The 22,735-nt window shown below is 72.8% G+C and carries 19 protein-coding genes and 1 pseudogene; 15 read left to right on the top strand and 5 right to left on the bottom strand.

Annotated features, from left to right (window positions below; translation table 11 throughout):
* Positions 1-4: 4 nt before the first annotated feature.
* From ACZ6SD_RS05225 to ACZ6SD_RS05180, 10 genes and pseudogenes are all read left to right on the top strand, one after another.
* Entirely contained in the window at positions 5-310 is a 306-nt protein-coding gene (locus ACZ6SD_RS05225; protein WP_465315638.1) for an acyl carrier protein, read from the top strand.
* A complete protein-coding gene (locus ACZ6SD_RS05220) occupies positions 310-3,279 on the top strand; it encodes a type I polyketide synthase (protein ID WP_465315637.1) in 2,970 nt (989 codons plus the stop codon). The genes ACZ6SD_RS05225 and ACZ6SD_RS05220 overlap by 1 nt, the downstream gene beginning before the upstream one ends.
* Positions 3,276-4,301, top strand: a complete 1,026-nt coding sequence (locus tag ACZ6SD_RS05215) for a 3-oxoacyl-ACP synthase III family protein (protein ID WP_465315636.1) — start codon at positions 3,276-3,278, stop codon at positions 4,299-4,301. The genes ACZ6SD_RS05220 and ACZ6SD_RS05215 overlap by 4 nt, the downstream gene beginning before the upstream one ends.
* Positions 4,298-6,148, top strand: a complete 1,851-nt coding sequence (locus tag ACZ6SD_RS05210; RefSeq protein WP_465315635.1) for an HAD-IIIC family phosphatase — start codon at positions 4,298-4,300, stop codon at positions 6,146-6,148. Before ACZ6SD_RS05215 ends, ACZ6SD_RS05210 begins: the two co-directional genes overlap by 4 nt.
* 11 nt (positions 6,149-6,159) lie before the next feature.
* Complete coding sequence (locus ACZ6SD_RS05205) at positions 6,160-6,384, top strand: acyl carrier protein (RefSeq protein ID WP_465315634.1); 225 nt, start codon at positions 6,160-6,162, stop codon at positions 6,382-6,384.
* 70 nt (positions 6,385-6,454) lie between these two features.
* On the top strand, positions 6,455-7,321 hold the full coding sequence (locus ACZ6SD_RS05200) for a 2-oxo acid dehydrogenase subunit E2 (RefSeq protein WP_465315633.1): 867 nt from the start codon (positions 6,455-6,457) through the stop codon (positions 7,319-7,321).
* Positions 7,293-7,832 carry a 4'-phosphopantetheinyl transferase family protein gene (locus tag ACZ6SD_RS05195; RefSeq protein WP_465315632.1) on the top strand — a complete coding sequence of 180 codons (540 nt, stop codon included), beginning with the start codon at positions 7,293-7,295 and terminating at the stop codon, positions 7,830-7,832. Before ACZ6SD_RS05200 ends, ACZ6SD_RS05195 begins: the two co-directional genes overlap by 29 nt.
* Position 7,833: 1 nt before the next feature.
* Positions 7,834-8,952: an alpha/beta fold hydrolase gene (locus ACZ6SD_RS05190; protein ID WP_465315631.1), complete on the top strand. Its 1,119-nt coding sequence runs from the start codon at positions 7,834-7,836 to the stop codon at positions 8,950-8,952.
* Positions 8,921-9,163: pseudogene (locus ACZ6SD_RS05185) on the top strand (hypothetical protein); the annotation flags it as partial. The gene ACZ6SD_RS05190 and the pseudogene ACZ6SD_RS05185, both read left to right, overlap by 32 nt.
* A complete protein-coding gene (locus tag ACZ6SD_RS05180) occupies positions 9,144-10,028 on the top strand; it encodes a thioesterase II family protein (protein WP_465315699.1) in 885 nt (294 codons plus the stop codon). The pseudogene ACZ6SD_RS05185 and the gene ACZ6SD_RS05180, both read left to right, overlap by 20 nt.
* On the opposite strand, the gene ACZ6SD_RS05175 is transcribed toward ACZ6SD_RS05180, so the two are convergent.
* The 3 genes from ACZ6SD_RS05175 to ACZ6SD_RS05165 all read right to left on the bottom strand — a co-directional run bounded on the left by ACZ6SD_RS05175 (position 9,952) and on the right by ACZ6SD_RS05165 (position 12,248).
* Positions 9,952-10,347 carry a hypothetical protein gene (locus ACZ6SD_RS05175; protein WP_465315630.1) on the bottom strand — a complete coding sequence of 132 codons (396 nt, stop codon included), beginning with the start codon at positions 10,345-10,347 and terminating at the stop codon, positions 9,952-9,954. The two genes, ACZ6SD_RS05180 and ACZ6SD_RS05175, sit on opposite strands and share 77 nt — an antisense overlap.
* A gap of 26 nt (positions 10,348-10,373) precedes the next feature.
* Positions 10,374-10,706, bottom strand: a complete 333-nt coding sequence (locus ACZ6SD_RS05170) for a hypothetical protein (RefSeq protein WP_465315629.1) — start codon at positions 10,704-10,706, stop codon at positions 10,374-10,376.
* A gap of 456 nt (positions 10,707-11,162) precedes the next feature.
* Complete coding sequence (locus ACZ6SD_RS05165) at positions 11,163-12,248, bottom strand: glycosyltransferase family 4 protein (RefSeq protein WP_465315628.1); 1,086 nt, start codon at positions 12,246-12,248, stop codon at positions 11,163-11,165.
* Between the two features lie 214 nt (positions 12,249-12,462).
* Here ACZ6SD_RS05165 and ACZ6SD_RS05160 point away from each other — a divergent pair, with 214 nt between their 5' ends.
* Positions 12,463-14,595, top strand: a complete 2,133-nt coding sequence (locus ACZ6SD_RS05160; protein ID WP_465315627.1) for an amylo-alpha-1,6-glucosidase — start codon at positions 12,463-12,465, stop codon at positions 14,593-14,595.
* A gap of 171 nt (positions 14,596-14,766) precedes the next feature.
* Here ACZ6SD_RS05160 and ACZ6SD_RS05155 read toward each other — a convergent pair whose 3' ends face one another.
* Positions 14,767-18,120 (bottom strand): effector-associated domain EAD1-containing protein, encoded by a 3,354-nt coding sequence (locus tag ACZ6SD_RS05155; RefSeq protein WP_465315626.1) that lies wholly within the window; start codon positions 18,118-18,120, stop codon positions 14,767-14,769.
* 29 nt (positions 18,121-18,149) lie between these two features.
* Positions 18,150-19,115, bottom strand: a complete 966-nt coding sequence (locus ACZ6SD_RS05150) for a trypsin-like peptidase domain-containing protein (RefSeq protein ID WP_465315625.1) — start codon at positions 19,113-19,115, stop codon at positions 18,150-18,152.
* A gap of 375 nt (positions 19,116-19,490) precedes the next feature.
* On the opposite strand from ACZ6SD_RS05150, the gene ACZ6SD_RS05145 reads away from it, so the two are divergent.
* From ACZ6SD_RS05145 to ACZ6SD_RS05130, 4 genes are all read left to right on the top strand, one after another.
* Positions 19,491-19,976 (top strand): hypothetical protein, encoded by a 486-nt coding sequence (locus ACZ6SD_RS05145; protein ID WP_465315624.1) that lies wholly within the window; start codon positions 19,491-19,493, stop codon positions 19,974-19,976.
* Between the two features lie 71 nt (positions 19,977-20,047).
* On the top strand, positions 20,048-20,551 hold the full coding sequence (locus tag ACZ6SD_RS05140) for a hypothetical protein (RefSeq protein WP_465315623.1): 504 nt from the start codon (positions 20,048-20,050) through the stop codon (positions 20,549-20,551).
* 90 nt (positions 20,552-20,641) lie between these two features.
* Entirely contained in the window at positions 20,642-21,823 is a 1,182-nt protein-coding gene (locus ACZ6SD_RS05135; RefSeq protein ID WP_465315622.1) for an MAB_1171c family putative transporter, read from the top strand.
* Complete coding sequence (locus tag ACZ6SD_RS05130) at positions 21,820-22,734, top strand: class I SAM-dependent methyltransferase (RefSeq protein WP_465315621.1); 915 nt, start codon at positions 21,820-21,822, stop codon at positions 22,732-22,734. The genes ACZ6SD_RS05135 and ACZ6SD_RS05130 overlap by 4 nt, the downstream gene beginning before the upstream one ends.
* The last annotated feature ends 1 nt before the right edge of the window (position 22,735 follow it).

Genomic DNA, 22,735 nt, shown 5'->3' with positions numbered 1-22,735 from the left:
TCTCATGCCCACTCCCGGGACTTCCACCGACGCCGCAACGGCCGCCACCGCAGCAGCCATCCCCGCCGACCTGGCCGAGTGGCTCGCGGACCGGGTCGCGGCGTACCTCGACACCACCGCGGACGCGATCGACCGGGACCTGCCGCTGGCCGAGTACGGCCTGGACTCGGTCTACGCGCTGAGCCTGTGCGGCGACATCGAGGACACCCTGAACCTGGTGGTCGAGCCGACCCTGGCCTGGGACTACCCGACGGTCAACGCGATGGCCGCGTACCTGCGCGCCGAGATCGAGCGTCCGGCGGCGACCTGATGACGACCGGGTCGGAGCACATCGCGGTGGTCGGGATCGACTGCCGGTTCCCCGGAGCGGGGGACAAGGACGCGTTCTGGGACATGCTGGTCCGCGGCGAGCACGGCGTGTCCGAGGTGCCCGCGCCGCGCTGGGACCTCGCCGCCTTCCACGACGCGGCGGGCGGCACCGGGCGGGTCAACACCCGGTTCGGGGCCTTCATGTCCGACCCGGACGCGTTCGACTTCGAGTTCTTCGGCATCTCGCCCCGCGAGGCCGCCGCGATGGACCCGCAGCAGCGGATGCTGTTGCAGGCCGCCTGGCGCGCGGTCGAGGACTCCGGGGTCGCCCCCGGCTCGCTGGCGGGCAGCGCGACGGGCGTGTTCGTCGGGATGATGTCGAGCGAGTGGGCGACGCTGCACCTGTCGGACTACCCGGGCCTGACCGCGCACCGCGGGTCGGGCAACGGCTACTGCATGGCGGCCAACCGGATCTCCTACCACCTCGACCTGCGCGGCCCCAGCACCGCGGTCGACACGGCCTGCTCGTCGTCGCTGGTGGCCACCCACCTGGCGGCGAACGCGATCCGGATGGGCGACTGCGACCAGGCGATCGTCGCCGGGGTCAACCTGATGCTCACCCCGGCGCTGTCGATCTTCTACACCCAGGCGGGGCTGTCCGCGCCGGACGGCCGGTGCAAGCCGTTCAGCGGGTCGGCCGACGGCATCGGCCGCGGCGAGGGCGTCGGCGTGGTGGTGCTGCGGCGGCTGTCGGACGCGCTGGCCGACCGGCAGCCGGTGTACGCGGTCATCGAGGGCAGCGCGGTCAACCAGGACGGGCGCAGCAACGGCATCACCGCGCCGAGCCGGTGGTCGCAGGAGAACGTGCTCACCGCGGCCTACGCGCGGGCCGGGGTGCAGCCGCGGGACATCGCTTTCGTGGAGGGCCACGGCACCGGCACCACGCTCGGGGACATGATCGAGGTCAAGGCGCTGGGCGCGGTGCACGGCGGGTCGCGCGCGCAACCGTGCCTGCTGGGGTCGGTGAAGGGCAACATCGGGCACGCCGAGGGCGCGGCCGGGATCGCCGGGCTGATCAAGGCGTGCCTGGCGCTGGACCGCCGGGTGCTCCCGCCGACCCTGCACAGCGAGACCGAGAGCCCCCGGCTCAAGCTCGCCGAGCAGGGGCTGCGGCTGGCGCGCGGCCCGGTCCGGCTGCCCAAGGGGACGGTGCGCGGGGCGGTCAGCAGCTTCGGGCTCGGCGGCACCAACGCGCACGTCGTGCTCGCCAGCGCGCCCGCGGTGCGGCGGCCTGCCGAGCCCGGCGGCGTCGGGGTCCTCACCGTCTCGGCGAACACCGCCGCCGCGCTGCGGCGCAACATCGCGGCGCTCGCCGAGGCCGTGGAGGGGCAGCCCGACGAGCGGCTGGGGCAGCTGTGCCACAGCACGAACCGGGTGAAGTCGGGGCTGCGGCAGCGGGTCGCGCTGGCCGCGGTCTCGGTGGCGCAGGCCCGGACCGAGTTGCGCGGGCTGCTGCGGGATGCCGATCAGCGGGACGGCCGGGCGGCGGGCAAGCCGAAGGTCGCGTTCCTGTTCACCGGGCAGGGCTCCCAGTTCGCCGGGATGGGCGCGGCGCTGCGCGCGGCGTGCCCGCCGTTCCGCGACCGGCTGGCCGAGGCGGACGCCGCGCTGCGCCCGCACCTGGGCTGCTCGATCAGCGCGATCGCCCTGGACGGCAAGGAACACGACGGCCTCGGCGTGGACGCCACCGCGCTGACCCAGCCCGCCCTGTTCGCGCTCCAGTACGCGCTCGCCGCGGCGCTGGCCGACCTGGGCGTGCGCCCGGACGCGGTGCTCGGGCACAGCGTCGGCGAGTTCGCCGCGGCCTGCGCGACCGGGGTGCTGACCCTGGCGGAGGCGGCGGCCATGATCGCCACCCGGGGCGCGCTGATGCAGGCGCTGCCGCCGGGCGGGGCCATGATCGCCGTGCAGGCGGGCGAGGACGAGGTCGCCGACCTGGTGGCGGCCGAGCCGCTGGTGTCGGTCGCGGCCGTCAACGGACCCGACAGCGTCGTGCTCTCCGGCGACGCGGACGGCGCCCGCCGGATCGCGGCCACCCTCGCCGATTCCGGCCGCAAGGTGACCGAACTCGTGGTCTCCCATGCCTTCCACTCCCCACTCATGGCCCAGGCTGCCCGGGATTTCGGTGACCGCGCCTTCAGCGGCATCTCGGCTCCCCGGCCCGCCACGGCGGCGTTCGCGTCCACTGTGCACGGTCGGTTCGTGGCGGGTGACGAGCTGGAACCGGCGTACTGGGTCGAGCAGATCACCGCGCCGGTGCGCTTCGCCGACGCGATGGGCGCGCTGGCCCGGCGGGAGCCGACGCACCTGGTCGAGATCGGGCCGCGTGGGGTGCTGGTCGGCCTGGCCGCCCGCGCCGGGCTGACCGGCGGGGCCAAGCGGCTGGCGCCGATCCCGGGCGCGGGCGCGACCGGCGCGGAGTTCGCCGCGACGCTGGCCACGCTCTACACCGACGGCATGGACCTGGACTGGGACCGCCTCTACCGCGACGGCCAGCGCGTCCCGCGCAGGCTGCCCGGCTACGTCTTCGCCGACACCGAGCGGTTCTGGGCCAGCGCGGCGACCGTGCGGGGGAACACCGCGTCGGTGGTCACCGAGAAGACGGTCACCGAAGACCAGGTGTCCCCCCGGTCCCAGCGCCCGGCGCCGCGAGCGGACGGGCCGGTCGACGCGGTGCTGGCCGCGGTCGCCGAGATCGGCGACTACGCGGTGTCCGACTTGGTGCCAGAGGCGAAGCTGCACGAGGACCTGGGCTTCGACTCGATCATGGTGATGCAGCTCGGCGACCGGCTGACCGACGTGCTGCGGCTGCCCGAGCCGATCCCGGTCGAAGAACTCCTCCCCCGGGTCACGACCGTCGGCGAGCTGCTGGCGTTCGCGGCCGAGGTCTCGCAGGAAGGCAAGCGGTGAATAGCGAGAATACCGACACATTCATCCTGGCGACCGGGGCGGCGCTGCCGGGCGACCCGGTCGACAACGACGCCATGGCGCGGCGGTTCGGCACGAACGCGCAGTGGGTGGAGCTGTTCGTCGGCACCCGGACCCGGCACTTCGCCGTCGACCTGGAAACCGGGGAGCAGACCCACACCCTGGCCGACCTGGCCTCGGCCGCCGCGGCGCAGGCGATGAGCCGGGCGGGCGTCGAGGCGGCCGACATCGACTTCCTGGTGCTCGGCACGGCCACCCCGGACATGCTGATGCCCGCCACGGTGAACCTGGTCGCCGACCGGCTCGGCATCGACCAGGTGGCGACTTACCAGTTGCAGTCCGGCTGCGCGGGCGCGGTGCAGGCCCTCGACGTCGGCGCCCGGCTGCTGGACGACGACCACCGCACCGGCCTGGTCATCGGCGGCGACGTCTGCGCCAAGCACCTGGTGCTCGACCGGGACACCAGCGCCACCCCGCCCGGCGAGCTGATCAACTACGTGCTGTTCGGCGACGGCGCGGGCGCTGCGGTGCTCTCCGCGGACGACGAAGGCGCCCCGATGCGGCTCACCAGCGTGCTCAACCGCTTCACCGGCCTGGGCCGCGACCCCGCGCAGGTCATCCACTGGTGGGGCGAGACGGGCCAGCCCGAGGGGGCGCAGTCGGTCGCCGAGGACTACAAGGCGATCGAGGAGCGGGTGCCCGGGATGGCCGTCGAGGTGCTGCACGAGCTGCTCGACCGGGCGGGCTGGGACAAGAGCTCGGTGTCGTTCCTGTTGCCGCCGCAGCTTTCCGGCCGGATGACCCAGCGCATCGTCAAGGAGTTGGCGGTCGACGGCGCCACCGAGGTGAGCTGCGTCGCCGAGACCGGCAACAACGGCAACGCGCTGCCGTTCCTGCAACTCGACGCCCTGGCGCCGCGACTGGGCCCCGGCCACCGGGCGGTCGCGGTCGCCATCGAGTCAAGCAAGTGGCTCAAGGGCGGCTTCACCCTGGAGGGAAGATGAGCCACACCGTCCTACGGGACCTGCACACCGCAGGCGAGCTGGCCGCGCGGTACCGGGAAGTGCCCGCCCTGCTCGCCGGGCTCGATGACACCGGGCTGCGCCGCGCGGGCGCGGTTCTGTCCAGAGTGGACATAGCGGAGATCGACCCGGCGCTGGCCCGGTTCACCGTCGCGGTCACCGGAAGCTCGGCGCTGCAACCGATCCAGGCCCCGCTGACCGCGCAGCTCGCCCGGCACGGGTTCGTGCCGGACGTGCGGCTCGGCGGCTACCGGCAGCACGCGATGGAGCTGCGCGACCCGGCGAACCCGTTGTTCGGCACCGAACCGGACCTCACCGTGTGCGTGCTCGACGCGGACGAGGTGTTCGACGCGCTCGCCACGCCGTGGACCGTCGAAGACGTCACCGCCGCGTTGGCCGCGCACGCCGAGTCGATCGAGGCGCTGGCCGCGGCCTACCGGCGCGACCACGCCGGGGCGCTGGTGCTCACCACCGTGCCGCTGCCCCGGCACTGGGCGGCGCAGATCGTGGACCTGCGCTCGCGGGCGATGCTGGGCATCGCCTGGCGCGAGTTCGAGGCCCGGCTGCTGCGGCTGGCTGTCGAGCACGCCGGGGTGTTCGTGCTCGACCTCGAACCGCTGGTCGGCGTCGCCGGGCCGCTGCTGGACCCGCGCATGGCCGCCTACACCAAGGTGCAGTTCTCTGACGGCGTGCTCGCCGCGCTTGCCCGCGAGATCGGGCACGTGGCGCGCGCGCTGCGCGGGCGCACCAGCAAGTGCCTCGTGCTCGACCTCGACGGCACGACCTGGGGCGGGGTGCTGGCCGAGGACGGGCCGACCGGCATCGTCACCGGCGAAGGCCCGGTCGGCGAGGCGTTCACCGCCGTGCAGAAGGCCGCGAAACAGCTTGCCTCCCAAGGGCCGCTGCTCGCGGTGTGCAGCAAGAACGACGAGGACCGGGTGCGCGCGGCGCTGCGCGACAACCCCGACCTGACGCTGCGCGAGGACGACCTGGTGGCGCTGGTGGCCAACTGGGGCGCGAAGCCGGACAACCTGCGCCAGATCGCCGAGCAGCTCAACATCGGCGTGGACAGCCTGGTCTTCATCGACGACTCGGCGAGCGAACGCGGCCTGGTCCGGGCGAACGTGCCCGAGGTGCCGGTGATCGCGGTCGACGCGGACGAGCCCGCCCTGCACCTGCACGCCCTGCTCGCCGACGGCTGGTTCACCACCCAGCGGGTCACCGACGAGGACCGGGTGCGCGGCGAGCGCTACCGCACCGAGCGCAAGCGGCTGGAGTTCCGCGAGCGCACCGAGTCGCTGGCCGAGTACCTGGCCCAGCTCGGCACCACCGTCGAGCTGTTTCGGCCGAGTGAAGCCGAAATCGGCCGGATCTCGCAGATCACCCAGCGCACCAACCAGTTCAACCTCACCACCATCCGGCTCGACGTCGCCGCGGTCACCGCCGCGCTCGCCGACCCGGGCCGCGAGGTGTTCGGGGTGCGCTGCGCCGACCGCTTCGGCGAGCACGGCGTCGTCGGCGCGGTCTTCCTCACCCGGGCCGGGGACACCTGCCACATCGACAACTTCCTGCTGTCCTGCCGGGTGCTCGCCCGCGGCGTCGAGGACGCGGTGGTGCACGCGCTGCTCGCCCGCGCCAGCGAGTCCGGGGCACAGGCGGTGACCGCCGAGTACCGGCCAACCGCCAAGAACGGCGCGGTGGCGGAGTTCTACCCGAAGAACGGGTTCCAACCGTCCATAGCGGACGCCGGTCACTTCACCCACGACCTGCTGACCCTGCCGCCCGCCGTGCCGCACGTCGACCTGCGCGTGTCCGACAATTCCCGCTAGGAGCACCGAAGATGACCGAAACCGAGTTCATCGACCTGGTCGGGGCCGAGAGCGGCCTGCCGCTGAGCGTGGCCGACCTCGCGACCGGGTTTGACGACCTGCCCGGCTGGGACTCCGTGCACCTGCTCAAGGTGCTCTCCGCGTTGGAGGCCGAGCGCGGCATCACCCTGCGCGTCGCCGAGTTGCTGAGCACCAAGTCCCTGGGCGACCTGCACCGAGCCGTGGCGGCGTCGTGAGCGAGCTTGCGAGCGAACCATCAACACAGTGCGTGGGCTTGCGCGGCCACCGAACTTGTGAGGTGGCCACGTGAGCGGGCCGACCATCGCGCCGATTCCGCCGGGGCGCAGGCAGACGCTGCACTTCCTGCGCTTCGCCGCGGCGGCCAGCCCGGTCTACCTCGACACCGAGGTCGACGCGACCGCGCTGCTCGCGCACCGGGCAGTCGGCCGCCGGTACTCGGTCGTGGCCTACGTCATGCACGCGCTCGGCCAGGTCCTGCCGCGCTACCCGCAGGCCAACGCCGCGTTCGCCGGGTCGCTGCGCCCTCGCGCGGCGACGCACGCGAGCGTGGACGTGAAGCTGACCCTGGACAAGGAAGTCGACGGGACCCGGGCGGTGCTCTCGGTCGTTCTGCCCGATGTGGACGGCTGCACGATCGACCACCTGCAGAACGCCGTGGACCGGCTCCGCGACACCCCGATCGAGCGGATTCACGAGCTCGACGGGGTGCGCAAGCTGCAGAAGCTGCCGGTTCCGGTGGGCAGGCTCGCGTTTCGGCTCGCCACCGGGCTGCGCGGGCGGCGGCTGCGGATGGGCACGGTCGCGCTGACCTCGCTCGGGCACCAGCCCGTGCGCCGGTTCTTCTCCTATGGCGGCACAACTCTCACCGTGGGGTTGGGCCGGATCACGCCGACCCCGGTGGCCGTGAATGGTGCGGTGGCGCTACGGCCGCTGCTGCCGCTGTCGGTCACCTTCGACCACCGGATGATCGACGGCGCCCTGGCCGCCGAGGTCATGGGCGAGCTGAAGAAGGTCTTGGAGGCCGCCGATGTGCCCCGATCCGTTCGGCCCCGTGACACCGGGCCTGCTCTCGTCGGAGTTCCCACGGTTGACCGAGACGGCGACGATCACCGTGTGGGCGACCGTGACACCGTGGAGCCATCCGCCCGCTGACGCCCGCGACCTGCTCGGCGACGAGCACGCCCGCTACCTGCGGTCCACGACGGCCGCGTTCCGGCGCAGGCTGATCGCGTCCCGGTCGATGGCGAAAGCGGTGGCGGAGGCGGCGTTGGGGCGTCCCGCGCGGCTGGCCAAAGACCCGCGCGGGCGACCCCTGCTGGTCGGCGAGTCCACAGTGGACGTCAGTCTGGCGCACACCGGGGACGTGCTGGTGACCGCGCTGTCGCGGGCCGGGCGCGTCGGCGTGGACGTCGAGGTCCGCGACCGGCCGCTGCGCACGGCGGCGTTCGTCGCGCGGGCGTGCCATCCGAGCGAGACCGAGCTGTCCACTGAGGACATGGTGTGGCTGTGGACGGCGAAGGAGGCGCTGGCCAAGGCCAGCGGCGAGGGGCTGGCGTTGGACTTCCGGACGATCCGGGCTGCCGAACCGCCCGCGGGCTGGCGGCTGCGCAGCGCGATCGTGGCGGGCCGGTATCGGATCACGACAGCGGTGGAAGGGAGATGACATGGTGACAGCGACGAAACTGTCCTATGCGGACGAGGTGGCCGACCTCGTGCTGCTGCACGCCCGCGCCCAAGGCATGACGCCCGCGCAGGCGGGGGCGATCATCGCCACCGGGGGCAGGCTCGGCGACGACGACCCCGGCTCTTGGTCGGCGGCGTGGACCGCGGCGGGCGACGTCGCGCTCGCCGACGGCGACCCGCTCGGCGCGTGCCGCCGCTACAACCTGGCGCGCTTCCCTTACCCCGACACCGAAGGACAGCGCGCCGCGGCGGCGAAGTGCGTCGCCGCGTTCGACCGGTGGCGCGCGGGGAAGCCGGGCATCGAACGGCGGACCCTGCGCGTGCTCGGCGAAACCGTGCCGGTGTGGGCGAGCGGCCTGGACACCACCGCGCGCAAACCCTTGCTGCTCATCATGGGCGGGATCGTCAGTATCAAGGAGCAGTGGGCGCAGTTCCTGGTGGCGGCCAGGAAACTCGGCATGGCCGTCGTGGTCGCCGAGATGCCTGGCGTCGGCGAGAACCCGCTGCGCTACCAGCCCGACAGCCACCTGATGCTCGCCGACCTCGCCGACGCGGTGGCCGAGCTGACCCCGTACGAGGGCGTCCACACCGTGGCGTTCAGCTTCGGCGGCACGATGGCCCTGCACTGGGCCGCGCGCGACCCCCGGGTGCGCACCGTGCTCACCGTCGGCGCCCCGGTCCGCGAGTTCTTCACCGACTCCGCATGGTGGGAAACGGTTCCGGAGACCACGAAGCGGACCCTCGCCCACGTCACCGGCCTGCCCCGCGCCGCGCTGCCCGACGCCCTCGCGGGCTTCGCCCTCACCGACGAGGAACTGGCCCGCGTCGCCATCCCGGTCGGCTACGTGATGAGCCGTCGCGACGAGATCGTTCCCGCCGCCGACAGCGCGCTGCTCGCCGCAGCCCTCCCCCGCTTCTCCCGAGTCGAGTTCGACGACGTGCACGGCTCCCCCGGCCACTTGACCGACACCAAGCTGTGGATCATCCGGTCGCTGCTGGCCCACCGCCCCGGCAAGGGCGTCCCGACCGCCGTCCTCGGCGCCGCGCTCCGCCTGCGCGCCGCCCGCCGTGCCCTGTCACCCGCCCGAAAGGCCCGATGACCGTGTCCACCGCGCCGAACTCCACCGCCCCGGCCTCGCCCACCCCGACCAGAACAAGCTCCACCGCACCCACCCAGACTTCGCACACCCCAGCCACCTCCACTCCGGCCCCCGCCGCACAGACCCCGACCGGGCCGAACCCCACGACGCTGACCCTGACCGTGCCGACCCCCACGACGCCGATCTCCAGCATGCCGATCTCCAGCGCGTCGATCTCCAGCGCGTCGATCTCCAGCGTGCCGATCCCGGCCACCCGGACCGCGCCGAACCCGACCGGGCCGGGCTCAACCGCGTCGACCCCCAGCCTGGCCGTCCCGACCGCGACGATTCCCGCCGCTCCCGGCTCGACCGGGCCCGCCCCGGTGACCCTGGTCTGCTTCCACCACGCGGGCGGGACGGCCTCGGTGTTCCGCGAGTGGCGCAAGCACGCCGGGCCGGACCTCGCCGTGCACGCCGTGCAGCTGCCCGGCCGGGAGAGCCGGATGGGCGAGCCGCGGCACACCGAGCTGGACGCGCTGGTCGAGGCGCTGCTGCCGGAGCTTGAGCCGGTTCTGGCTGGCCCGCACGTGTTCTTCGGGCACAGCATGGGCGCGCTGGTCGCCTACCGGGTGGCGCACCGCAGGCTCGAACTCGGCCTGCGGGTGCCCGAGGCGCTGGCGGTGGCCTCCTATGTCGCCCCGCATCTGGACCCGGTGCGGATCGCCGTGGACGAAGTGTCCGATGTGGACTTGGCCACCCACCTGTGCGACATCGACGGGCTGCGCCCGGAGCTGCTGCGCCGCCCGGACTGGCTGGGTCCGCTGCTGGCGGTGGTCAAAGACGACCTGCGGGTCTGCGCCAGCAACCGGCACCGGGAGATCGTCCCGCTCCCGATCCCGCTGCACGCCTTCGGCGGCACCCAGGACCCGCTGGTCACCCCGGCCCAGCTCGCGGCGTGGGGCGAGCACACCACCGCCGGGTTCGACCTCGTCTACCTGCCCGGCGGGGGCCACTTCCTGATCAGTCAGCGCGGGTCCGAGATGCGGGAGCGGGTGTTCGAACTGGCGCTGCGGCGCGCCCGCGCGCACGCCGCGTGAGCGCCGCCGTGGTCAGCGCCGCGGCGGCGCCCAGGCCGACCAGGTCGGACGGCGACCCGCCGAGGTGGGCGTCGGCGATGTGGTTGACCAGGTGCAGGACGGACGCCGCCGCCGCGCCCGCCAGCGCCGCCCCCAGCGCGTCGGACCACACCAGCGCGGTGAGCACGCACACCCCCACACCCGCGGCGAACGCGCCGTTGTCGTGCAGGTAGTGCGCGTTGTACGGCGGGAAGGTGGCGACCAGATCGGCGAAGGACCGCGGGTGGACCACCGCCCACACCCCTTGGACCAGGTAAGCCATCCCCGTCAGGGCGGCCACAACCCGAACCCAGCCGTGCCGCCCCGTCACCCCCTCGCCCCGGCCACCGGGTGCACCACCACGTCCACCTGACCCGCGTCCGGCCACGTCGACTCCACCTCGCCGAGCACGTCCCGGTAGGCGCCCGTGCCGCCCAAGATCGCCCCGCCCCCCGACCGCGGATACGCGCCGAACCGGTCGAACACCCGCTGGTAGTGGATCTCCCCCTCCGCCAGCCGCAACACCACCGCCGCCGCGACCACCGGCCCCGCCGCCGTCACATCGACGACCGAGCACGTCGCGAACCCCCGCCCCGCCGCATCGCCGCCGCCGTCGAACAGGTCGGACAGCACCACGTACGTCGCCCCCACCGTCGGCATGTCGGGCAGGGTGCTACGGATTCGGCGCGACACAAGCCGAAGAGGCGTCGCCATAAGCGGACTCCAGGTTCGAGGGATTCAGTCCGCCCACGATGACCACCCAGCCAAACGCGCGGCAAGAACGACCCCGCCTTCGAGTGACCCCCATCAGGGCCAAGATCCACAACCCCCCGATCTCACCCGATCGGACGATCATGGCCCGCGCCATCGCCGCCGATAACTAGGTTGTCGGCACAGTCCGACCACTCCCCCGCTTACGCCACGAGGGATTTCGCGCGGGCGGATGTGTCAGTCCCTCGCCCTACCGTCAGCCCCATGCCGTCCATCGCGAAACTGTGGGCAATGGCTGCTTCGCGTCCACCCGACGCCTGATGCGGCGCGCGGCCCCCCGTCCAACGCCAGCAATCGCGCCCAAGGATCAAGTTGACCGCAGCGGAACGGTCACGGCGCGTCGGGTCAGGTCGCCGCGATGGTGGCGGGGGCGAGGCGGGGGGCCGGGACTGGTTGGCGGTCGCGGAGGACTGAGCGGTAGACCTTCAGGTAGCCCTCGGCCATGGTGTCCGCGGTGAACCTGTCCGCCACCTCCTGGCGGCAGCGGGCCGGGTCGATGCGGTCCACGTCGCGCAGGGCGGCGGGCAACTGCTCGGGTGAGTCGCAGATCAGGCCGGTCTCGCCGTGGGTGACGACCTCGGGGACCGAGCCGCGGCGCAGCGCCACCACCGGGGTGCCGCACGCCATGGCCTCGATCATCACCATGCCGAAGGGCTCCTCCCAGCAGATCGGGAACACCAGGGCGCGGGCGCCGCCCAGCAGGCGGGTCTTGGCCTCGTGGTCGACTTCGCCGATCCACTCCGCGTCCGGGCCGAGCAGCGGCTCCACCTCGCTGGCGAAGTAGCGCTTCTCGTTCGACTCGCCGCACTTGCCCGCCAGGACGATGCGGACCCCCGCGGCGCGGGCGGCGGCGATGGCCAGGGGTGCGCCCTTGTCGGGGTTGGCGCGGCCGAGGAAGACCACGTAGTCCTCCTTGTCCGCGCGGAACGGGATGGCGTCCAGGCGCACCGCGTTGTGCACCATCCCCGCCCAGGGCAAGTCCGGCCGCGCGCGGCACTGCGCCGTGGAGATGGCGACCAGGCTCACCTCGGCCCCGATGTGGGTGTAGTAGTCCCGGAGTTCGTTGGTGACCGGGCCGTGCGCCGTGACCACCGTCGGCGCCGGGCTCTTACCGGCGAGCAGCGGGCCGGTCATGGTGTGGTCGTGCACGATGTCGACGTCGAGGTCGGGCAGCAGCTTCTGCACCGCGACGGCGTGCACCACGTCCGGGGCCACCTGGCAGAACCGCTCGTGTTGCGGCTCGCGGTAGGTGTTGACCAGCGTCGCCTTCGTCCGGCTCCGGCCGGGGGCGACCAGGGTGACCTGGTGACCTCGGTCGACCAAGGCGTCGACGAGGTCGGCACACACGCTCTCGATCCCGCCGTACGCGCGCGGCGGGAGTTCCAACCACGGCGGCGCGATCATCGCGATCCGCAGCGGACGACTCTCCATGGGCCGACTCCTTCCTGGATGGTGACTCGGGTACCCCGATCCGGAAGCGGTAAGACCCACCATCGTGTGTGGACAGTGCCGGGCGGCGGAACCGGCGAGCACTCTGCGTCATTTCCCGCGTGCGCACCGTCGGGGAAGTGTTGAGGATCTAGGGCAACGCGGGGATGCTGGGACGGGACCGGGTGACACGACACGCGGACGGCAGGTGGTTGACGTGAGCAGTGGGTGGGCCTTCGACGGGGAACCCGCCGCACTGGGCAACGGCACGGTCACCCTGGTCCAGGGCACCTCGTTCTGCGTCTGCGGCGGCGACGGCGAGATGGCGACCGACGCGGCGCAGGGCGTCTTCTTCCGCGACACCCGGGTGATCTCGACCTGGCACGTCCGGCTCAACGACCGGCCGGTCGAGCCGATCACCACGATGACGCCCAACCCGTTCCACGCGACGTTCCTCGGCCGCGCCCACCTCGACCACGACGTCGGCGAGGCCAGTCTGCTGGTGCACCGGGACCGCTACGTCGGCACCGGGATGCGCGAGGACATCGAGTTGCGCAACCTGGGGCAGCGCACGGCCGAGATCTGGCTCGCGGTGCAGATCGGCGCCGACTTCGCCGACCTGTTCGAGGTCAAGGAAGGCCGGGTCCGCTCGGCGGGCGAGTACAGCATCGACGTCGAGGCGGGCGAGATGCGGATGCGCCGGCGGCTGCGCGACCAGTGCCGGGGCGTGCGGATCAGCGCGCGCGGCGCGGAGGCGCGGGCCGACCGGCTGCTGTTCCGGGCGGTCGTCGGACCCCGCGAGTCGTGGCGGACCAGCATCCTGGTGCACCCGACCGTGGACGGGGTGGAGTGGCCCGCGCTGTTCCCCACCGAGCGCCCGGTCACCGAGTCCGTGCCGATGGTGCGGGCCAAGCAGTGGCGGCGCAGCGGCCCGGTCGTCCGGTGGGCGGACAACGCGGGCCTGGCGCGCACGCTGCAACGCAGCCGCCAAGACCTCGGGGCGCTGCGGATCGTGGACCCGGAGCGGCCCGACGAGGAGGTGGTGGCCGCCGGTGCGCCCTGGTTCATGACGCTGTTCGGCCGCGACTCCATCCTGGCCTCGCTCATGGCGATGTCGGTCGACCCGGCGCTGGCGCTGGGCACGCTGCGGACGCTGGCCCGCTACCAGGGCGCCCGCACCGAGCGGCACAGCGAGGAGCAGCCCGGCCGGATCGTGCACGAGATGCGGTTCGGCGCGGACGCCTCGCTCGCCCTCGGCGGCAGCAACGCCTACTACGGCACCGCGGATGCGACCCCGCTGTTCGTGCTGCTCATGGGCGAGCTGCACCTGTGGGGCATCGGCCGCGACCACGTCGAGGCGCTGCTCCCGCACGCCGACCGCGCCCTGGAGTGGGTCGAGCGGCACGGCGACCGCGACGGCGACGGCTTCGTCGAGTACGAGCGCGCCACCGACCGCGGCCTGGTCAATCAGGGGTGGAAGGACTCCTGGGACGGGGTGAACTTCGCCGACGGACGCATCGCGGGCGCCCCGATCGCGCTGTGCGAGGTGCAGGCGTACGTCTACGGCGCCTACCTGGCGCGGGCGAACATGGCCGAGGGCGTCGGCGACACCGAGCGCGCCGCGCACTGGCGCGAGCGCGCGGCGAAGCTGAAGCAGGCGTTCAACGAGCGGTTCTGGCTGCCCGACAAGGGCTGGTTCGCGGTCGGCCTGGACCGGGACAAGACCCCGATCGACGCGCTGACCTCCAACATCGGGCACTGCCTGTGGACGGGCATCGTGGACGCGGACAAGGCCGCCGCGGTCGCCGACCACCTGCTGTCCCCGGCGATGTTCTCCGGCTGGGGCGTGCGCACGCTGTCCGCGGAGATGGGCGCGTACAACCCGATGAGCTACCACAACGGCTCGGTGTGGCCGCACGACAACGCGATCGTCGCGGCCGGGCTGATGCGCTACGGGTTCGTGGAGCACGCCCAGCGGGTCGCCGCCGCCATCTTCGACGCCGCCAAGGAGTTCGGCGGCAGGCTGCCGGAACTCATGTGCGGGTTCGACCGCGCCGAGTACTACCGCCCGGTGCCCTACCCGACCTCCTGTTCGCCCCAGGCCTGGGCGTCGGCGGCCCCGGTCCACCTGCTGCGCACCCTGCTGCGCGTGGAACCGCACGTGCCCGACCGCCGAGTGTGGATCGACCCGGCGGTGCCCGCGTCGCTGGGCTACTTCCTCATCGACGACGTCCCACTCGGCGGCAGCCGGGTCTCCCTGCGCGTGGACTCGGACGGCCTGCACGTGCACGGCCTGTCCAAGGACATCGAGGTCATCCGCGCCCCCTGGCTCTACACCGACTCCCGTTAGCCGTGCCGCTTTGGTTGAACACGGCTCGCTCCTGGGCTCTGAACGGGCGTCTGGGGCTTGGAGTGCTCTTTCACGGAAATCCAGGGGAAAGATGTCGTGCAGGCAATAGCCGAGTGGGACGCCGACGAACCAAGGCAACCATCGCTTGGATGACCCGGCCCATGAAGGCCCTTATGCGGCCGGAAGCGGTGTGGGGATCAACAGATCGGTGTCGAGGCCGGTGAGGGCTCGGGGGAGGCGGGGGAAGTAGAACGCGGGGTGGGGCTGGATGCCGGGCGGCACGAGTTTCCAGATTTCGACCCATAAGAGGGGGTTGTCCTTCTCCGCCGGGGTCAGGTCGCGGTGGAGGCATTCGGCGAGGAAGCGGTGGGCTAGGGCGGGGTGTCCGGCGACGGCGAAGGTGGTGGCGTTGAGCCAGTTCGCCAGTTCCGCGGTGGCTTCGCGGTGGGTGAAGTTGGCGGCGATCTCGATCGCCTCGGGGTGGGCGCCGGTGCAGAGCAGGCCGAACACCTCCTGGCCAGCGAGGGTGGCGTTGAAGCCGCTGGCGCGCCGCAGGTCCCCGGCGATCCGGGCGGACTCGGCCCAGCGGTCCTGGTTCTGCAGGGCGAGGGTTTCCCACAGCACCCGGCTCAGCTCGTCGCCGCTGTCGGCGAGCATCGCGGCGACCTCGGCGGAGACGGCCGGGTCCCGCAGCTGGTGGGCGAGGAACATGGTGTGCGTGTGCAGCCGCTCCCGGTGCTGGTGGGCCAGGGTGGCGCTGGCGCCGATGAGGAACCGGACGGCGGCGGCGAAGTCGCCCTGCTTGGACAGCACGCCCGCGCGCGCCGAGTACAGCATCGCCACGGTCGGGTGGTCGGCGTGCTGGGCGATCGCGTGGGTCAGCACCTCGGTGGCGCGGGCGAACCGCCGGTGCTCCATCAGGATCTCGGCGGCGTCGTAGTAGGCGCCGACGGCCTGGTGGCTTTCCGTCACGTCCTCGATGCCGTGCAGCAACTGGTCGACCGCGGCGTCGGGGCCGTCGCGGCGGGCGAGCAGCCGGGCCAGGTCGCGCAGCAGGGTGACCGCGTGGTGGTCCTGGACGCTGATCTCGATGCCGCGCCGCAGCAGGGCGACCGCGTCATCGACCCGCGCCGCGTCGCCGTCCTGGGCGAGCAGCCGCGCGGCGGAGCGGTGCAGCTCGACCGCGTGCGCCTCGACGGTGACGGCCGCGATGCCGTGCCGCAGCAGGGCGATGGCCTCGTCCCGGTCGCCGCGCTGGGCCAGCGACCGCGCCGCCTCGCGGTAGAGGGCAGCGGCGTCGTAGTCGTTCTTCGCCGCCTCGGCGCCCTGCCGCAGCACGACGATGGCCTCATCGTCGTCGCCTCGGTCGCGCAGCAGCCGGGCCGCGTCGCGGTGCAGGCCCGTGCGGTCGTGGTCCGCGCCCGCCGCCGCGATCCCTTGTCGCAGCAGGACGATCGCCTCGTCGGCGTCTCCGCGCTCGGACAGCAACCGCGCCGCCTCGCGGTAGAGACCCGTCGCGTCGTGTTCGGCGGCCGCCGCCGCGATCCCCTGCCGCAGCAGCGCGATCGCCTCCTCGGCGTCCCCGCGCTCGGACAGCAACCGCGCCGCCTCGCGGTACAGGCCCGTCGCGTCGTGCTCCGCGCCCGCGGTCTCGATGGCCCGCAGGAGCAGGGCGACGCCCTCATCGACGCCGCCCTTGGCCACGACCAGCTTCGCTGCCTCCGCGGCGATGGCCACGATGTCGGCGTCCGGCACCGACAGCGCGGCCTGCTCGACGGTCGCCACGATCTCCGCGACGCCGCGCAGCTGCGCGATCACCTTCAGATGCAGCAGCCAGATGTCCGCGACGCACAACGGCAGGGCGGTGGCCGCGGCCAGTTCCTCGCTGGCCTTGACGCTGTCGGTGCCCTCGTCGCGGGCCAGCAGCAGCCGGGCCAGGTAGTAGTGCAGGTCCGGGGACGGGCTCCCGCCGGACAGGGCGGCGGTGAGCAGGACGATCGTCTCGGTCAGCGCGGTGGGGTCGCTGGGGATCGGGGAGCCGCGCTTGTAGTACTTCTGCAGGTCGAGCGCGTAGAGCTGGGCGACCTTGTTGAGGACCTCGACCTGGTTGGACAGCACCAGGTGGTGCCGGGCCTCGATGAAGTCGGCGCCGTTGCGCGGCGCGTTGGGCGACTTGGCGTTGAACGGGCGCAGGTAGTACTTCCCGGCGATCCGGTGCGCGCGCCGGGTCTGCTGCTGGTCGTGGCCGAGCTGGGCGAACCCGACCTCCTTGGCCACCGGGTTGAGCGAGTACCAGCTCTGCCGCCGCTCCAGCAGGAAGTTGTCGACCAGCTCGCGCAGCACGTCCTCGTGCCGCCCGTGCGGGTCGGCGAGGGTGAGGGCTTCCCGCTTGAACGACCGGCGGTGCACCGACAGCGTCATCAGCGCGTCGCGGCCCTCGTCGGACACCGTCAGCAGGGTGCGCTTGACCAGCTCCCGCTCCAGGCGCTTGAGCAGGGTCTCGCTGGTGCGCCGGTGCCGCAGCTCCCACGCCTGCGGCTCGACGCCGATGAGCTCGTCCAGCGGCGCGGCTTTGAGGCTGGAGGTGAAGATCTTGAACGCGCGCGGGTTGCCGCCCAGCCACTCGACCACGTCGTCCAGGCGCTCGGGCGGCACCTCGTCCTGGCGGCCCAGGTTGTGCAGGAACGTGGTGAGCAGCCGCCCGCCCTCGGCGGTGTCGAGCGCTTTGAGCGGGCGCACCTCGATCTTGTCGTCCCACGGGACGTCCTCGTTGAGCGCGCGGGACGACAGCAGCAGGACGCGCCCGGCGTGCCGGGCCGGTTTCAGCGTGCTGAAGAACTCGACCAGCTCGGGCAGCGGGTCGCCGTGGGCGTCCATGCAGTACTGGAAGTCGTCGATCCTGATCGTGATCGGCTCGCGCAGCGCGGTGCGCAGGAACTCCAGGATGTCCGCGCCCGGCGGGACGGACAGGTCGGTGCCGCGCAGCAGGGCCTGGCGGACGGCGAGCATGAGGTCGTGGAAGGACGTCTGCCCCTCGGGGATCTCCACGTCGATGAACTTGCGGTCCTTGGCGCGGGCCACCAGCTGGTCGCTCAGGTGCGTCTTGCCGACCCCGGGGAAGCCCTCGACCAGGCACACGCACGGCCCGGTGCGCGGCCACTCGTTCGCCAGCCAGGTCAGCAGCGCGGCCCGGTCGCCGCCGGAGCCGGGCGGCGCGGCGTCGGGCGCCTGCTCGTCCGGCGCGGCGCGGCCCAGGTCGTCCACCGCTGCCAGGGCCGAGTCCAGCAGCGGGTCGGCCGGGTAGTCGGTGCCCGCGGCCAGCAGCAGGTCGGCCAGCTTGTCGGGGGTGTGCTCAAGGCCGGTGATGATCTGGTGCCACACCACCAGGGGCGCCAGGTCGGTCCGCCCGACGACCGGGATCTCCGCGTGGTGCAGGACGCGGGCTATCTCGTCGCGGTCCCGATAGCGGGCGGCCAGGAACCCCTCCAGCCCTTGGCGGAGGTTCTGCCAGGCCGACCTCGCCATGCGTCATCCGTTCTCGGTGCGGACACCGGTCATGCGCCCCCCAACAACGCGTTCAGCCGGGCGATGGCGATTCCCTCGTTCCGGTAGACCCAGCTTTTCGTACCCGGATTGTAGAGTTGACCACCGGCGTGGTGGATGGCGACAAGATCCCAGGCGTCGTCGAACACCGGCGATCCGGACGAGCCCGGCAGGGTGTCGGTGTAGTACTGGAGCACCCGGTCGTCCTGGTAGCTGACCACGTTGTGGTAGAGCGCGATCTGCTTCGGGCCGCCGCCGGGGTGCTGGATGATGTTGACCCGGGGCACGTCCGGGCGGGCCGCGGCGCCGACCTCGATCCGGCCCCAGTCGTCGTTCGCGTGTTCCACCGTGCCGACGACGGCGAGGTCGTCAGCCCGGGACGCGGCGAACGCGCGGCCGGGCAGCAGCGGGACCGTGGTGGCCGGGAGCAGCGCCCCGTCGGCGTCGGTCTGGTGGTTGAACGTCGCGGTGGCCCCGGCCGCGGTGTCGGCGTCGGGCAGGACGTGGTGGTTGGTGACGACGCGGTCGCCGTCGATCAGGAAGCCGGTGCCGCTGGCGCCGCGCGCGGTCCGGATCCGGCAGACCGCCTTGGCCCGCCGCAGCCCGGTCTCCAGGAAGGAGACCGGCAGCAGCGTGCTCTGCGCGCCCATCAGCTTCTCCACGCCGCCGGTCCCGTCCGGCGCGGGCGTCCAGCGCGGCCCGTCCTCGGCCGGCTGGTCGAGCGCGTCCCGCAGCGCGTCGTGCAGCGGCGCGTTGTCCGGGTGCTCCAGCAGCACGACCTTGAGCAGGTCGGCGCGCCTGCGGCGGTTGTCGGCCTCGGTGACCGCGTTGAACCAGGTGTCCAGCGCGCGGCTGTGGAACCGGACCAGCTCGGTGGGGATGCCCGCGAACGACAGGACGCGGCGGACGCTGTCGTCGTCGGGGTAGAGCCGGGCGAGCTCGCGGGTCAGCCGGGCCGTCATGGCAGCGTCGTTCACGGGGTGTCTTCCTGAGGGGGTTCGTGACCTTCCGCACGCCGGGCGCGCGCGGCCATGATGGCGCATCGAGATCGTCCCCGCGGGCGTTTCACCAGCCGCGCGGCGGAGGGGGCCAAAGAAAGCGGCGCCGCCCTCAACAGCCTGGGGGTCGCTGGAGGGCGGGCGCCGCCTACAGACTACCCGTGTGCCCCCCTCACGCACATGGGCAGCCCCCAATTGATGCTGAAGAGCCCCCAGGCCTCCTCAGCACCTGTCCGCTATAGCGGACGCCCCACACGCAGAATAGGCCCCGACACCCAAGCTTTGTCAACCGCCCCACGGTGTTCCACAATGAGGCACCGTCTGGGGCATCCGCCTCAGCGGACGACACCGACCGTGAGGACCACCTGGATGGACCCGGAGCAGCGCGCGGACTCAGGTGCCGAGGGTCGGCTGGCCGAGAAGATCAACCACCTGCGCGACCGGCTGTACCCGGACAAGGCGAGCAGGCCCGGGTACGCCAAGCTCGCCGCCCAGATCCGCGAGCAGACCGGCAAGCCCATGTCGGCGACGTACCTGTGGGAGCTGGCCAGCGGACGCAAGCGCAACCTGACCCAGGACACCCTGGTCACCCTGGCCGAGTTCTTCGGGGTGCCCGCCGAGTACTTCCTGGACGACGTGGTCGCCTCCCGGGTCGACGCGCAGCTCGACCTGGCCATCGCGCTGCGCAACCAGAAAGTGCGGTCCATCGCACTGCGTGCGGAGGGGCTCTCGGACGATACGCTCGACGCGTTGCTGGCCATGGTCACCGAAGCACGGCGCATCGAACGGCTGGGGCCCGCGACGGACGCGGGGGACGGCGGGCAGGCGCGGGACGAGTGATGTCGCGCTCGGCGCAGCGGCGGCCAGGCCGGTTTCGGAGGTGCCCAAGCGGCGGAGGTGTCGGCGAGGACATGGTCAATCGACACGGCTACAGGAAGTGCCGGTCGCTGGTCGACGGCATCACCCTGCCCCGGCCGTTCTCGGTCTCCGCGCTGGTCGCCCAGCTCGCCGAGCAGCGCGCGCGGCCCATCGAGATCGGCACCCTGCCCGCTGGCCTGACCGTCAACGCCTGCGGCGCCTGGCTCCAGCTCGCCGACCGGGATGTGATCTTTGTCGAAGCCAAGACCACCCCGTTCCACCGCGACCACATCGTGCTGCATGAGATCGGCCACATGCTCTGCGACCACCACAGCAAGTCCGCGGACCTGGTCGCCGAACTCGGCCGGTTCCTGCCCGACCTCTCGCCCGCGCTGGTGCGCAGGCTGCTGGGCCGCACCAGCTACACCACCGACGAGGAGCAGGAGGCGGAGCTGGTGGCGAGCCTGATCCGGATCACCGCCCAGGCCCAGGCCCCCGGCGCGGCCACCGGAACGCTGGGCGAGCTGGAGTCCGCGCTCGGCCTGTGGAGCCGCTGACGACCGCCGCCTTGCGACCTCCAGTTCCCTGACCACCGACCGCTTGCCGACCACTGACAGGACCATGACCACCGACAGGACTTCTGCCGCATGACCACGACCGACCTCCGCGACTTCGGCAGCGACGTGGTGATGCTCGGCGCGATCGCCCTGTGGCTCGCCCTGGCCCTGCGCCTGCCCGGGGCGCTGCGCTCCCGGCCGCAGCGGCGGCTGCTGATCGCCGTCGCCGGCCTCGCGGGCTCCATCACCGTCTACACCGACCCGATCACCAAGGTGCTGACCGAGACCTACGTGTTCGGGCAGAGCTGCGGCATCGCCATGAACATCTGGGGCGTCATCAGCTCCGCGTTCATCCTCGACTTCGTGCTGGCCGCGATCGCCCGGCGCAGGCCGCTGCTGGTGTACGGGTCGGCGGCGGCGGTGAGCGTCACCCTGGTCTGGCTCAACACCGGGCCGGTCCCGGCGGCGGGCTGCGTCACCTCCATCGCGGTCCCCTGGTACAGCCCGTTCTGGTGGCTGCTGTGCGTGGCGCACGTGGTGGCGGTGCTGCCCTGCGCGGTGCTGTGCGCCCGCTACGCGCGGCAGGCGAGCACCGTGGCGCTGCGGGTCGGCCTGCGGCTGCTCGCGTTGGGCTTCGCCTCGTCCACGGTGTTCTGGTCCTTCGTCGTGCTGGGCTACCTGCTCACCGACGCGCCGTGGCTGGGGGCGTTCTTCCCGCTCAACATCGGCATCACCGCATGGCTGACCGTGGCCGCGGTGACCGTGCCGGTGCTCGCGCACGGCTGGGGACTGTGGCGGCGCCTGCGCACGCTGCGCGGGTTGGCCCCGCTGTGGCAGCGGCTGATCACCGCGGCCCCGCACGTCCGGCTGCCCGCGCCCGGCCAGCGGCTCACCCCGATCGACCTGCGGCTCTACCGGCGGGTCATCGAGATCCGCGACGCGCTGCTCATCCTGCGCGACTACGTCGACCAGGACACCGTGGCCGCGGCAAGAGCCCACGTCCTGGCCGCCGACCCGGACGCCGACCCCCGCACCGTCGAGGCCCGCGCCACGGCCTGCTGGCTGACCGTCGCCGAATCCGCCAAGGCCGCGGGCGCCGAACCGCACCCGGCCGAGCAGACCACCCCCACCCACCGCGACCCAGCGGGCGACGAGTGGACCCACGAACTCGCCTTCCTCGAACTGCTCGCCCAGGCCCAGCACTCGCCCCTGGCGCTGGAGTTCGCCGCCCGCCGGACGCCCGCCCCGTCCGCAGCCGAGGAGACCACGTGACCGACAGCACCACCCGCGACATCCCCCACGGCGCCGCATCCTCCAGCGCCTCCCCCACCGCCACCGCCAGCGGCACCGAGGCCGCCACCAGCGCGGGCAGCGCGGGCAGCGCGGGCAGCGCGGGCAGCTACCGGACCAGCGCGTTGAGCAAGGACCGTCCCGGCGAGCGCCGCAGGCTTGGCGCCATCCAGTCGTCGGTGGACGAGTTCAGCATGGACATCATCGAGGGTCTCGGCGCGCGCGAGGACTGGGACTGCCTCGACCTCGGCGCGGGCGCGGGTTCGATCGCCGCCTGGCTGGCAGGCCGCTGCCCGGCGGGCCGGACGGTCGCGGTGGACATCGACACCCGCTACCTCGACCCCGCCGAGGGCGGCTTCGAGATCGTCGAGGCCGACATCACCGACCCCGCCTTCGCCCCCGGCCGGTTCGACCTGGTGCACGCCCGGTTCGTCCTGTGCCACCTGCCCGACCGCGACGCCGTCCTAGCCCGCGCCGCGACCTGGCTCAAGCCCGGCGGCTGGCTGGTCGTCACCGACCCGTACCAGTTGCCCGCGGACACCTCCCCGTTCCCGGTGATGACCCGCATCATGGCCGCCTACCAGAAGGTCTACGCGGGCCACGGCGCCGACCTGACCTGGTCGCGCCGCCTGCCCACACTGCTCGCGGGCGCGGGCCTGTCCTCGATCGAGTTCACCGGCAAACTCGCCTGCATGGGCAACCTGGCCCGCGACCGGTGGCGCCCGCTCATCGACCAGGTCGCTCCCGGCCTGCTGGCCACCGACGAGGTCTCCCAGGCCGACCTGGACGAGTTCCACACCCTGCTCACCGACCCCACGTTCATCGACATCCCCCAGTTCACCCTCGCCGCCTGGGGCCGCCAAGAAGACGCCGCGAACGATCCGCACCAGTGAC

The sequence above is a fragment of the Actinokineospora sp. NPDC051303 genome (assembly GCF_055586285.1).
The sequence above is the reverse complement of the archived record's forward strand: the minus strand, read 5'-3'. Positions and strand labels throughout refer to the sequence as shown.

Bases quoted from the DNA above. Each gene is read 5' to 3' on its own strand.
- ACZ6SD_RS05210 (WP_465315635.1), top strand. From the start codon at position 4,298: ATGAGCCACACCGTCCTACGGGACCTGCACACCGCAGGCGAGCTGGCC.
- ACZ6SD_RS05170 (WP_465315629.1), bottom strand. From the start codon at position 10,706: ATGCCGACGGTGGGGGCGACGTACGTGGTGCTGTCCGACCTGTTCGAC.
- ACZ6SD_RS05135 (WP_465315622.1), top strand. From the start codon at position 20,642: ATGACCACGACCGACCTCCGCGACTTCGGCAGCGACGTGGTGATGCTC.
- ACZ6SD_RS05225 (WP_465315638.1), top strand. From the start codon at position 5: ATGCCCACTCCCGGGACTTCCACCGACGCCGCAACGGCCGCCACCGCA.
- ACZ6SD_RS05220 (WP_465315637.1), top strand. From the start codon at position 310: ATGACGACCGGGTCGGAGCACATCGCGGTGGTCGGGATCGACTGCCGG.
- ACZ6SD_RS05205 (WP_465315634.1), top strand. From the start codon at position 6,160: ATGACCGAAACCGAGTTCATCGACCTGGTCGGGGCCGAGAGCGGCCTG.
- ACZ6SD_RS05165 (WP_465315628.1), bottom strand. From the start codon at position 12,248: ATGGAGAGTCGTCCGCTGCGGATCGCGATGATCGCGCCGCCGTGGTTG.
- ACZ6SD_RS05180 (WP_465315699.1), top strand. From the start codon at position 9,144: ATGCCGATCTCCAGCGCGTCGATCTCCAGCGCGTCGATCTCCAGCGTG.
- ACZ6SD_RS05140 (WP_465315623.1), top strand. From the start codon at position 20,048: ATGGTCAATCGACACGGCTACAGGAAGTGCCGGTCGCTGGTCGACGGC.
- ACZ6SD_RS05190 (WP_465315631.1), top strand. From the start codon at position 7,834: ATGGTGACAGCGACGAAACTGTCCTATGCGGACGAGGTGGCCGACCTC.
- ACZ6SD_RS05155 (WP_465315626.1), bottom strand. From the start codon at position 18,120: ATGGCGAGGTCGGCCTGGCAGAACCTCCGCCAAGGGCTGGAGGGGTTC.